The organism is bacterium (assembly GCA_021372615.1).
Taxonomy (GTDB): Bacteria; Armatimonadota; Zipacnadia; order Zipacnadales; family UBA11051; genus JAJFUB01.
This window is the reverse complement of record JAJFUB010000104.1, coordinates 1-12,236: the sequence shown is the minus strand read 5'-3', so window position 1 is coordinate 12,236 and position 12,236 is coordinate 1. Positions and strand designations below refer to the sequence as shown.

At 68.8% G+C, this 12,236-nt stretch carries 10 protein-coding genes; 5 read left to right on the top strand and 5 right to left on the bottom strand.

Annotated features, from left to right (window positions below; translation table 11 throughout):
* Positions 1-23: 23 nt before the first annotated feature.
* Positions 24-1,124: a Gfo/Idh/MocA family oxidoreductase gene (locus LLH23_15970; protein ID MCE5239958.1), complete on the bottom strand. Its 1,101-nt coding sequence runs from the start codon at positions 1,122-1,124 to the stop codon at positions 24-26.
* 137 nt (positions 1,125-1,261) lie between these two features.
* Here LLH23_15970 and LLH23_15965 point away from each other — a divergent pair, with 137 nt between their 5' ends.
* Positions 1,262-2,251 carry a hypothetical protein gene (locus LLH23_15965; protein ID MCE5239957.1) on the top strand — a complete coding sequence of 330 codons (990 nt, stop codon included), beginning with the start codon at positions 1,262-1,264 and terminating at the stop codon, positions 2,249-2,251.
* Between the two features lie 161 nt (positions 2,252-2,412).
* Here the strand turns inward: LLH23_15965 and LLH23_15960 are convergent, their stop codons facing one another.
* The 3 genes from LLH23_15960 to LLH23_15950 form a co-directional block, all read right to left on the bottom strand.
* Positions 2,413-4,131, bottom strand: a complete 1,719-nt coding sequence (locus tag LLH23_15960) for a hypothetical protein (GenBank protein MCE5239956.1) — start codon at positions 4,129-4,131, stop codon at positions 2,413-2,415.
* Positions 4,132-4,329: 198 nt separating this feature from the next.
* Complete coding sequence (locus LLH23_15955; protein ID MCE5239955.1) at positions 4,330-5,319, bottom strand: Gfo/Idh/MocA family oxidoreductase; 990 nt, start codon at positions 5,317-5,319, stop codon at positions 4,330-4,332.
* An 85-nt stretch (positions 5,320-5,404) separates the two neighbouring features.
* On the bottom strand, positions 5,405-6,274 hold the full coding sequence (locus LLH23_15950; GenBank protein MCE5239954.1) for a hypothetical protein: 870 nt from the start codon (positions 6,272-6,274) through the stop codon (positions 5,405-5,407).
* A 146-nt stretch (positions 6,275-6,420) separates the two neighbouring features.
* On the opposite strand from LLH23_15950, the gene LLH23_15945 reads away from it, so the two are divergent.
* The 4 genes from LLH23_15945 to LLH23_15930 all read left to right on the top strand — a co-directional run bounded on the left by LLH23_15945 (position 6,421) and on the right by LLH23_15930 (position 11,559).
* On the top strand, positions 6,421-7,218 hold the full coding sequence (locus tag LLH23_15945) for a ThuA domain-containing protein (protein ID MCE5239953.1): 798 nt from the start codon (positions 6,421-6,423) through the stop codon (positions 7,216-7,218).
* 221 nt (positions 7,219-7,439) lie between these two features.
* Positions 7,440-8,462 (top strand): Gfo/Idh/MocA family oxidoreductase, encoded by a 1,023-nt coding sequence (locus LLH23_15940; protein MCE5239952.1) that lies wholly within the window; start codon positions 7,440-7,442, stop codon positions 8,460-8,462.
* A 164-nt stretch (positions 8,463-8,626) separates the two neighbouring features.
* On the top strand, positions 8,627-9,904 hold the full coding sequence (locus LLH23_15935) for an SGNH/GDSL hydrolase family protein (protein MCE5239951.1): 1,278 nt from the start codon (positions 8,627-8,629) through the stop codon (positions 9,902-9,904).
* A gap of 17 nt (positions 9,905-9,921) precedes the next feature.
* Positions 9,922-11,559 (top strand): thiamine pyrophosphate-binding protein, encoded by a 1,638-nt coding sequence (locus tag LLH23_15930; protein MCE5239950.1) that lies wholly within the window; start codon positions 9,922-9,924, stop codon positions 11,557-11,559.
* A gap of 76 nt (positions 11,560-11,635) precedes the next feature.
* Here LLH23_15930 and LLH23_15925 read toward each other — a convergent pair whose 3' ends face one another.
* Positions 11,636-12,172 (bottom strand): hypothetical protein, encoded by a 537-nt coding sequence (locus tag LLH23_15925; protein ID MCE5239949.1) that lies wholly within the window; start codon positions 12,170-12,172, stop codon positions 11,636-11,638.
* Positions 12,173-12,236: the final 64 nt, after the last annotated feature.

Here is a 12,236-nt window from a genome sequence, read left to right as displayed (position 1 = left end):
CGACGCGGCACCCACGGCCTACATCACCAGTCGAACAGCGGCACGTCGCGCCAGTTGCCATCGCTCATCGAGGACTCGTGGGCGATGATGCCGGGCACCGTGAAGTCCATCGAGCGCATCACGTCAATCGGCGGCTGCCGGTTGCTCTCCAGCGCATCGAGGAAGTCGCGGATCATGTAGTACTCGGACGTGCCGTGGCCGCCGTGCTTGGCCTCCTCGGGGGCCTCCGGGTCCACGACGTTGCACTCGATGACCTCCGCGCAGCGATGGCCGTTGGGGTCATCCCGCGTCTCGCCCTCGATCCACAGGTAGCCGTTCGTATTGCTGCCATTGCGCCCGTTCTCGACATAGCCCTGCGTGCCGTAGAGCGAGTAGTAGACCATGTGGGGATAGCGCGGGGCAACCTGACTGCGGGCGATCTTGATGACCGCGCCCTTCTCGGTGCGGAAGAGCCCGACCTGGAAGTCCAGGAAGCCGAGATGGTCGGACTGCTCCGGGCGCTTGTGGAAGCCTGCGGCGCTGCCCGAGGCGGCGACGATGCGATCCTCCATGAGCGTCAGCAGCGGCCCGAGGGTGTGGGCGCAGTACCAGATCGGCGGGCGCTCGTGGCGCCAGTAGTATGCGCCCGTCTCCGGGTTGATGAGCAGGTCCTCGATCTCGTGGACATACTCGGCCTCGGCGTAGAAGATCGGCCCCAGCTTGCCCTGGCGCACGATCTTCTGCCACTGCCGCACATAGTGGAAGTAGCAGTAGTTCTCGGCCATCATGTACGTCTTGCCGGTCTGCTTGACGGCGTCCACGATGGCCGCGCAGTCCTCGACGGTGTAGGCCGCCGTCTGCTCGCACATCACGTGCCGGCCGGACTGCAGGGCCGCGATGGTCTGCGGGGCGTGGAAGCGGATCGGCGTCGCGATCATGACGATGTCCATGTCGCTGGCCAGGAACGCGTCATAGTCGGTGTGGAGGGCCGAGTCGGGCAGGTTGAACGCCCCGCCCAGATCGGCCAGCGTGCTCTCGCTCAGGTCGCACAGCGCCGTCACGTTCATCCGGGGATGGGCGGCGAAGAGCGAGACGAACCCCCGCCCGCGCCGCAGCCCGGCGATGCCTACTTTCCATGTCTTCATGGTGACTCGATTCTCCTGTGAAGGTGGGGCCAACTGCCGGGGTCATTCCCCGCCGGAGCCGGCAGGCCCTTCCTGCGGCAGGACCGACGTGCCGCGGCGATGAACTGCCCGGAGACACGACCCGAGGAAGTGCTGTGATGACCGACCTGACGCCATACCTGACGCCCCACAAGCTGGGGCGCCCTGTTCTCACCGGCTCGGGCGAGCCGGGGGCCTTCGACGAGCGCGCGGTGGATGTGCCGTTCGTGTTCGAGCACGCCGGCGCGTATTATATGACGTTCGTGGGCTTTGACGGGCAGGGCTACCAGACCGCGCTGGCGCGCAGCGAGGACCTGCTGCACTGGGAGGAGTTCGGCGTCATTCTCAGGCGCGGCGAGGGCAATGGCTGGGACAGCGCGAACGCCGCCGGCACGTGGCTACTGTGCGAGAACGCCCTGGACGGCCCGCGCACGCTGCGGCAGTGGGAGGGGAAGTACTGGATGGCGTACCACTCGTACCCGGGCGAGGGCTACGAAAGCGGCCCGGCGCGCTTCGGGCTGGCCTGGACCGAGGACGAGAGCCTGATGACTTGGCAGCGCCTGCCCGAGCCCTTTCTGACGCCCGAGACGGGCGCTGACTGGGAGCGCGGCGGGCTCTACAAGGAGTGCCTCATCTACCACGAGGGGCTCTTCGTCTGCTTCTACAATGCCAAGGACATCCACGCGATGGAGCAGACAGGGCTGGCGACATCGCCCGACCTGCAGACGTGGACCCGTCACCCGGGCAACCCGGTGCTGCGCACCACGCCGGGCGCCTGGGACAGCCGCTTCCGCAGCGACCCGTGCGTCGTGCGCCATGGGGGCCGGTGGGTGATGTTCCACTTCGGCTACGATGGGAAACACGCGCAGGAGGGGATCGCCTTCTCCGACGACCTGCTCCACTGGGAGCAACACCCCGAGCCGATCTTGACGGTCGGGCCCGAGGGCGCGCTGGACAGCACGCACGCCCACAAGCCGGCCGTCATCAAGCGCGACGGCGTGCTCTACCACTTCTACTGCGCCTGCCGCCCGCACCGGGAGGGGGACCCGACCGACAACAGCGGGGAGTTCCGGTGCATCACGGTGGCGACGTCGGAACCGGTCGGGTAGAATGAGCGGAGTCGTGGGGTGCCCGCGTAGCGGGCGGGCCCCACGACCCCGTGGGAAGCCATCGCGGGGCCCCGTCGGGCTGCGCCCAACACCCCGCGACTCGGCACACTCATACGTCGCGCAGCCGCACCTGGGTTGCCGCTGGCTTCCCGCCGGCGCGCTCAGTTGCTGAGCCGCACGAGCGCCCCCGCGCGCACCCCGAGGGCCTCCGCACGGCCGTCCTCAGTGAGCGTCACGGGGCCCGGCGTCACCTGCTCGCACACGCCAGCCAGGCGCCCGTCCACCACCAGGGCGTGCTTGTCGTTGTCCAGCGTCCCCGTGCAGGCCCAGTGCGCCAGATCGGGCGTGAAGCGCAGTCCGAGGATGTCGTTGGCGGGGACGAGCGTCGCCTCCGCCCCGCGAATGACGGAGGCCTGGTCGTTGGTCTCGGCGCCGTACGCGAATTGCCGGCTGTCGGCGCTGAACTGCAGGCCAAAGACACGGTCGTGCAGCGGCTGCGCCTGCCCGTCGAGCACCACTCGCTCCTGGTTGCCCTCCCAGACCACGTAGGCGTAGCGCCGGCCGTCAGGGCTGAGGGTCAGATGCTGCGCGCGCTCATGCCACGGGCCCGGCCGACCGTCCACGACCACGCACTGCCTGTCGTCCGCGCCGGTGGCCAGGTAGATGACATGACCGGCGGGTGTGAAGATCGGGTACGGCACATCCACCTGCGCGAAGAGCGGGTCCACCCGCCCGTTGACCACGAGCCGGTAGCCGTTCTCCTCGGTGACGGGATAGGCGAGCTGCTTGCTGTCGGCGCTGAAGGTGGGAAGCAGGCCGCTGGAGGCGTACGCCATGCCGATCTCGGGGAACCATGGCCCCGGCTTGCCATCGCTCACCACGCATGACTTGTCGTCTCGGGTCGCCAGGTAGGTCAGGTGCAGGCCGTCGGGGCTGAAGACCAGGTTGCCGACGGAGGGGTAGGCGGGTCCTGCCTTGCCGTCGCGCACGACCATGGATGCTTCCCCGCGCGTCGCCGCATAGGCATAGTGGGCGCCGTCGGGGCTGAACACCAACTCCTCGACGGCGTCATAGGCCGGGGAGACCCTCTCGCCGAGGCACACGACCTGCCGCTCCCCCCGCTGGCCGGCATAGCCGAGCCGCGCCCCGTTGGCGCTGAAGGACAGCAGGCTCACGCCGTCGTATGCGGGGCCCTCGTGGCCGTCCACCACGACGCAGGCCTGCTTACCGCGAAGGGCCACGTAGGCCAGGCGCTTGCCGTCCGGGCTGAACAGCGCCCGGCAGGAGCCGACCACCCGGCGGTAGCCATCGGTGCTGAACTCCGCGCACGCCTCGTCCACCCCCGCTACAGGCTGGTCCACCGGCCGGGCGTTGCGCAGCATGGTCCACTGGCCGCCCCGTTGCACCGGCACGGCGACCTGCCGGCCGTCCTCGCTGTAGACGCGGAAGTGGTGGTTCAGCGACGGCTCGTCGTACGGCGGGCTCTCCTGCCCGTCCACCACCACGACCCACTGCGCGCCCTTGCGGGCCGCGTAGCTGACGATCCCCGCGTGGGGGCTGAAGGCCAGGTCCTTGATGGCGTCGTAAGCCAGGCCGAGGCGGCCGTCGAGCCAGACGCTGTACTTCCCCCCGGGCAGGGCGGCGATCGCGGCGAGGTGGCGGCCGTCATCCGACACGCGCCACAGCGTGCGGTTGCTCAAATCCGACACCAGGACGAAGCCCCCACCGTCCACGGCGACCCGCGCCGGGAACACCGTCCCGTCGTCCGACAGGAGATTGTCCGGCAACGGCCCCAACGGCGTCTCGGCAGCGGCCGCCGGAACCGCCCACATGGCCGTCAAAGCGGCCAGCACGACCAACACAGACTCGATGCGCGACATCCGACAACCTCCGTCACAGCGCAGACAAACGAACGGCCGGCACCTCATGCGTCGGCGCCGGCCCCTCCGTCAGTGCCTCAACGGGGCAGCACAGCCAGCGGGGCTGGCGGTGCTGCCCGCTACAACTGCATGGCGTCGCGGGGCCCCGTCGGGCTGCGCCCGACACCCCGCGGCTCTCGTTCCGTGAATCCCCCTGCGCTACAGCTCGATGATCGCCGGCTTGTCGCCGACGCTGAGGGCCGCCGCGGCGATGCGCGTGGCCTCGATGCCTTCCTTGGCCCCGGCGATGGGCGCCGTGCCGCTGAGGCAGCAGTCCAGGAAGCTCTCCATCTGCTTGCGGAACCACTCGCTGCCGCCGTCGGCCTCGTACTCCACCTCGTGCTCGCCGTCCTCCAGGTTCACCTGCAGCTTGTTGCCGCCCGGGAAGGTGATCGAGCCCAGCGGCCCGAGCACATCATGGGCGCTGTCGGCCTTCACCTTGCCGCCGAAGCCCGGCAGGCCCCACGACCAGATGACGAGCTGCTGATCGCCACTGGCGAAGTTGACGATGACCGTGCCGGTGTCCCACGCGGTCGTGTCGGCCTTCAGCTTGCGGATGTCGGTGACGACATTGGTGGCTTCGCCGAAGATGTAGCGCGCCCAGTCGTAGCTGTGGACAGCGCCGTCAATGAACGGGCCGCCGCCCAGCTCCTTGTCGAAGAACCACGGGGTCGGCGCGCCCGAGCCGCCGCTGACGGAGCGCCAGACCACTGGCCGGCCGATCATGCCGGACTGGATGATCTCCCGCAGCTTCAGCCACTCGTTGCAGAAGTGCCGCACGAAGCCGATCTGCAGCACGACGCCGGCCTGCTTGCAGGCCGCGTCCATCGTCTCGCAGTCGGCCACGTTCATCGCCATGGGCTTTTCGCAGAAGATCTGCTTGCCGGCGGCGGCGGCCTTGAGCACGTAGTCCTTGTGCAGGCCGGTGGGAGTGCAGATGACGACCGCGTTCACGTCGTCGCGGGCGAGCAGCTCGTCCACATCGGTCGTCCAGTTCTCCGTGCCGTACTTCTCACAGTGGGCCTTACACGCCTCGGGGTTCACGTCCATCACGCAGGCGACGTACGCCCGGTCATTGGTGGCCAGATGCGGCGCGTGCGCGTTGTGAATGCCGCCACAGCCGATGAAACCGACGCCCAGCTTCGACATGGTTGGTGTTCCTTTCTGGTTGGGGAAGGCGCGACAGCGGCCAGTCTTCGCCACCGGCCGGGCAATCCCTTCGTCCGCCGCGGGGTCAGCCCCCTGCGCCGTCGCTGCGCGACGTCTTCGGGGACAGACCCCTGGGCTTCGGGGTGCTTGCCGCCTCGCGGAACTGCGCCACTGCGGCGGGGAAGTCCACGCCGTAGATGCCGCGGAACACCCGGGCGTTGTTGCTGTCGCGCATCAGGGCGTTCACGTAGGCCAGCAGACGGTCCCTGCCATACTGCTCGACCAGGTAGTCCACGAGGCAGGCGAACTCCGAGTAGATGAAGCCCTTGCGGAACTGCACCTGGAGCGGGATGCGGTCCTCGCGACGCGTCGCGAAGTCCTCCGGGGGCACGAAGTTGCCCTGCCGAATCGCTGCGTATGTCTCCGCCTGGCTCGGGTAGAAGGACGTGCCCATCTGGTGGGCGCTGTAGGTGGCGAGACCCTCCAGCAGCCACCGCGGGTACCGGATGGCCCGGAGCAGGCCGGCGTGCTGGAAGACCAGCGTGTGGGACAGCTCATGGCGCAGGTAGATGTCCAGCGAGATCTGCCCCTGTCGGGCCTCCTCCAGCGCCCAGGGGGAGATGACGAGACTGCCGCCCGGGAAGGCACAGAACCGGGCGCGCGAGGGCGACCGCTGCAGGTAGCTCTGGCGGTCGCGGAACACGAAGAGCCGGGGCTTGCGCACGAACCGTAGCTCGTGGAAGGCCTCCACCGGCGGCACGCAGGCGTCCACGGTCTCATACTCGCGGAAGTCCGCGCCCCTCTGCACGTAGACCACGGTGTGCGCCAGCTCATGCCGGATGAAGCCCGGAAGCACCGGCGAGAACGGGAACAGCTTCCCCCACAACAGCAGCCAGATGAGCACCAGCAGCACTGCGGCGTCGAGACACCGCAGGACGAGGTTGGCCTTCTTCACGGCGCACTCTCCCTGTAGGCGGCAGCGTGCCTCGGGGAGATGAAGGCCTGGCACGGCCCCCGATGTTCCCGCTCCCCGCCCCTGCGGACAAAGGAGTTGCCTCCGCCGGGGCGAACTGAGACAGGCCCAACCGACCGTCAACCAATGTGGAGACCCCGAGCATGTCTACACCGCATGTCGTGTTTGTCGCCGGCGACCATGAGTATGGGGGCGAGATGACGCTGCCGAAGTTGGCCGCCGAACTGGAGCGCCACTACGGCCTCGCCACCACCATGCTGAAGTCCTTCCCCGACCAGAACGCCGAGGAGGACATCCCCGGCCTCGAAGCGCTGGACAGCGCCGACCTGGCCGTCTTCTACCTGCGCTGGCGGCGGCTGCCTCCCGAGCAGATCGCCCACATCGAGGCGTATCTGCAGGCCGGTAAGCCCGTCATGGGCTTCCGCACCACCTCGCACGGCTTCCGCTATCCCGAGGGCGATCCGCAGGAGCGCTGGAACAGTTGGGCGGGCGACACCTTCGGGGCCCCGCCGGGCTGGGGCGTGGACGGCCACACCCACTACGGGCACCAGTCCACAACCGATGTCACGGTGGTCCCCGAGGCGGCGAGCCACCCGATCCTCACGGGTGTGTCCGGGACTTTCCACGTCCGCTCGTGGCTCTACCACGTGCTGCCCAAGTGGCCGCCGAGCGATGCCACGCAGCTTCTGATGGGCCACGCCCTGGCGCCCCGCATCCCGGCGCCCGACAACCCCGTGGCGTGGGCCTGGCAGAACAAGTACGGGGGCCGCGCCTTCTTCACCACGCTGGGGCACCCGGAGGACTTCGCGGTGGAGCAGCTGCAGCGCGTGTGTGTCAACGCCGTGCACTGGGCGCTGGACTTGCCGACGCCCGCATGGCAGGGGACGTTCGAGATGGCGGCGCCGTACCGGGGAATGGTGCAGTAGGTAGAACGGCGTCCTCACCCCCTGCCCCTCTCCCTCGCTCCGCTCCGCTGCGCTCCGGAGAGGGGAGTCCTGTGAGATCAGGCTGTGGCTCCGCAGGCACAGAGCGTCATCCGACGGCCCCTCTCCGGAGCCCGCCGTAGCCCGCAGGGCGAAGGCGGGCGAGGGAGAGGGGTAGGGGTGAGGAGCCGTTTCATCGCATCCAGCACGAGAGGGAGTCTGTCATGTTCAAGTGTGCCTTTCTGGGCTGTGGACCCCGCGCGCGAGGCCATGCACGGGGCTATGCGACCGTCACGCGCGGCCAGATGGTGGCCGTGTGCGACCTGGACGAAAAGCGCCGCAATGACTTCGGCGACGAGTTCGGCATCAGCGACCGCTATGCCGATGTCCACGAGATGCTCGACACCGTGCAGCCGGACGTGCTGCACATCGTGACCCTCCCCTCGCTGCGGGTGGAGCTGATGACGCTGGCCGCCGCGCACAACGTGCCCGCCGCCATCGTCGAGAAGCCCATCGCGCTGCAAGGCGAAGACTACCGCAAGCTGCGGGAGCTGAGCGTGACCTCGCAGACACGCTTCTGCGTGAACACGCAGTTGCACTTCCATGCCCGCAACCTGGAGCTGAAGCGCGACGTGTCCGAGGGGCGCATCGGGAAGGTGCGGTTCGTGGATGCCAGCGCGCGCTCGACGCCGCTGGACCAGGGCGTCCACGTGCTCGAGCTGGCCCACAGCTACAACGGCTTCGACCCGTTCACGCGCGTGTTCGGGCAGGTGGCCGACGCCGGCCCCATCGAGTCGCGGCAGCCCTCCCCCGGCATGTGCACCGCCTCGCTGAACTTCGCCAACGGCTCGCACGGAATGCTCGTGTGCGGCACGGCCGCCCCGTACGCGACGGACCGGCTGGAAGTGCCCTACGCCCACAAGCGCATCGCCCTCTACGGCGACGAGGGCTTCGTGCACTGGACCATGGGTAGCTGGGAGCGGCGCACCGTGGCAGGCGGCTACGAGAGTGGCACGCATGACTACGGCACCGAGGACGACCTGGCACAGGGGCGGCTGACCGAGGCCGTGTTCGACTGGCTGCTGGACGACGCCTCGCCCCACCCGACCCGCCTGGAGCGCTCGCTGGACCAGTTCAACGTCATCCTGGGGATCTACATGAGCGCGCTGCAGTCGCGCCCCATAGACTTGCCCTGCGACCCGCCCGACGGGCTGCTGGCCGCGCTGCAGGAGCGGCTGTCGACGTAGGGCCGTTTTAGAGCGTAGAGACCGCTCGCGGTCTCAGGGGGCTTGTACCCCGCCGGCCGTTCGGGTATCGGTAGTCGGGGCGGGGTACAAGCCCCCGCCCTACAGTCTGGCCAGCGATGGCCTCGCTCAGAGACGATGATAGCGTCAGAACCTGGAGGACCACCATGAGACTCTCGCTTCGCTCTGCCGTCGCCGTGGCCGTGCTGCTCCTCGCCGCCGGTTGTGCCCTGGCCCAGAACGCCCCCGTGGCGTCGCTGCAGGCCAACGACTTCGTGGCCGTGTGCGGGGACTCCATCACCGAGCAGAAGCAGTACTCGGTGTTCATCGAGGACTACATGCTGATGTGCCAGCCCGCCGCCAAGATGCGCGTGATGCAGGCCGGCTGGGGCGGCGAAGTGGCCCACGGCTTCCTGCCGCGCATGGAGCGTGACGTGCTGGCCCTCAAGCCGACCGTTGTGACCACCTGCTACGGCATGAACGACGGTGGCTATGGCCCCTTTGATCCGAACCGCGGGAAGCTGTACCGCGACACGCACAAGAACATCGTGGCCGGTCTGCGCAAGGCCGGGGTGCGGCTGATCGTGATCGGCTCGCCCGGCTGCGTGGACAGCAGCACCTTCCGCGGCGGCGGCCAGGCGGCGGAAGTGTACAACGTGACGCTGGGCAAGCTGGGCGACCTCGGCCGCGAAGTCGCTACCGAGGAGAACGTCGTCTTCGCCGATGTGCATGGGCCGATGATGGATGTCATGGCCAGGGCGAAGGCCAAGTATGGCCCGGCCTATCACGTGGCGGGGCCCGATGGCGTCCACCCGTCGGCCAATGGTCAGCTTGTCATGGCCTACGCCTTCCTCAAGGCCCTGGGCTGCACGGGCGACATCGGCACCATTACGCTGGACCTTGCCGGCAACAAGGCGGAGGCGACCGAGGGGCACAAGGTGCTCTCGTGTGCCGGCGGCGCGGTGGAGATGGAGAGCACCCGCTACCCGTTCTGCTTCTTCGGGGACCCGACCAGTCCGGGCGCCACGAAGGGCATCATCGAGTTCCTCCCCTTCAACCAGGACCTGAACCGCCTGATGCTCGTGGTGAAGGGCGCGGACGCCGCCGCGCGCTACAAGGTAACCTGGGGTGAAGCCAGCAAGGAGTTCACCGGGGCTGACCTGGCCCGGGGCATCAACCTGGCTGCCGACTTCCTCGATAACCCCTTCTGTCAGCCCTTCCAGAAGGCCGAGCAGGCCATCCGCGCGCAGCAGAACTTCGAGACGCCACTGACCAAGACGATTCTGCACATGATGCCCGCCTACCGTGACCTGGCGCCCGAGGAGGGCCCGGCCCTGGACCGCATCGCCGCCAAGGCCATCGCGCGCGACCAGGAGTTGGCCGCCGCCTCATCCGCGGCCGTCGAGCCGGTGAAGCACACGGTGAAGGTGGAAGTCGTTCGCTAGACTCAAGGGAGCAAGACATGAATGGAGCAGACGCACTGATCAAAGGCCTGCAGGAGCGTGGGGTGGAGTTCATCTCCCTCCTGTGCGGCAATGGCACCGAGGCCATCATCACTGCCGCCCACGAGGCCGGCCTGCGCATGGTGGATGTGCGCAACGAGCAGGCAGGCAGCTACCTGGCCGAGGCCTACGGCAAGCTCACCCGCAAGATCGGCGTGTGCGTGGTGTCCAGCGCCATCGCCCACATCAACGCTATGGCGGGGCTGATGAACGCGTGGTTCGACGGCGCGCCTTTCCTGCTCATCACCGGCCACAGCTCGTCCTCGCACATGCGGCGCGGCACCTTCCAGGACTGCGACCACATCGCGCTATGCGCCTCGCTGTGCAAGTACACCGAGCTGGTCACGGACCCGCAGCGCGTTCCGCAGGCGCTGCACGAGGCTATCGCGGCCGCGACCTCGGGCCGCCCCGGCCCGGTGCACCTGACCATCCCGCGCGACGCCCTGGAGGGGGAGTTCACCCCGTCCCTGGCCGGACCGGCCCTCGGGGCGCGGGGCGTGGCCTGCAACCAGGCCGCGGCGGCCGACGCGGCAGTCGCCGAGGCGGCCGCGCTGGTCGCCCAAGCTGAGAAGCCCCTGATCGTTGCCGGCAGCGGCGTATTCTACGCCGACGGCGGCGCGGCGCTGGAGGCCTTTGCCCGGCGCGTGGGCGCGCCCATCGTCACGCCGATCTGGGATCGCGGCGTCATCAACGAGCCCTCCGATCTGTTCATGGGTGTCATCGGCGGGGCCAGTGGCGAGCCGGACTTGCAGCCGCGGGCCGACCTGATGCTCATCGCCGGGGCAGCCGTGGACTACCGCACCCGCTATCTGGACCGGCCCCCGCTGTGTGCCGACCTGAAGGTCGTGCGCGTGGACGTAGATCCCGGGCAGCTTCACCAGGCCATCGAGCCCGACGCCGCCCTCCTGGGCGATCCGGCCACGGTCTTGGCGCAGCTTGCCGCCGCGTACACCGGCGGGGGGCACGAGGCCTGGCTGGCCGAGGCGCAGCAAGTCGCGGGCGACTTCTACGCCCGGTGGGAGCAGCGCCCCGCGACCGCGCCGGGCGTCATGACTGGCTGGGACCTGGCGCAGGCCCTGCGTCCCTGCTTCACCGACAGCACCGCACTCGTCCTGGATGGCGGGAACATCGGCCAGTGGGCACACAAGATCCTGCTGCCCAACCGCTACCCCGAGCGCCTGCTGACCTGCGGCGCCAGCGGCGTGATCGGCATGGGCGTGCCGGGGGCGATGGCGGCGAAGCTGGCGTGGCCGGACCGCCGCGTGCTGCTGATCACCGGCGACGGCTCGCTGGGCTTCTGCCTGCCGGAGTTCCAGTCGGCCGTGCGGCACGGCCTGCCGTTCGTGACAGTGCTGGCGAATGACGAGGCGTGGGGGATCGTCGTGTGCGGTCAGGAGGCGGCGGGGCGTCCGTGCGCGGCCAGCCGGCTGGGCAAGCTGGACTGGGTCCGGGCGGTCGAGGGCCTCGGCGGGCGCGGGGTGCGCGTAGAGACCCCCGAGCAGATCACGGCTGCCGTCGAAGAGGGCTTCGCCTCCGGCCAGCCGACCATCGTCGAGGTCCCGCTGCAAGTCATGGGTGCGGAGGCCTGCAGCCGCTGATACGGGCTCGCGGACCTGATGCCATTCACGATAGCTAGGGGAGCAGGGCAGGCGGCCTCGCCTGCCCTGCTTGACTCTATCGCTTCTGCTCGCCGAAGATCAGCACCCCGAACTTGTCGGCCTGCGCGAAGCCACCGGTGAGGTTGGCCCAGCAACTGAACTCCGGCTCCTGCTGCGGCCGCGACGGGCGGGTGCGGCACAGGTTCAGCCCCCACATGTCGCCGGGCTGGGCGAGTAACCCAGAGAGCGGCAGCGCCATCTCGGCGGTCCAGCCGGTTGCGGTGCGTTGCGTAGCGACCTCCCACCCCTGCGCCGGGGTCTGCTTCCCGGCGCTATTGGCGATCCAGTGCAGCACATTGCGGCGCTTGAGGCCCGGGTCGGCGAAGACCTCCACCGAGTCATCCCGCCACACTTCCCCGCCATTGTCAGCCACGAGATTGACGATCGTCTGCGGCTCGCTCTCCTTGCACTCGAAGGCCACGTACAGGAAGCGGTCGTCGTAGCACACGCGCGCGGTCGTCTGCTGGCCGGCGGGGCTGGCTCTTACCCACTTAGTCTTGCCGGAAAGAAAGGAACCGAGGCTTGAGCGCGAATAGGAGATTGTCCAGATCACCCTATCTGCTCAGGAGCCTCGGTCATGAAGCTATTCGCCCACGACGAAGTGCAGGCCTTCGTAC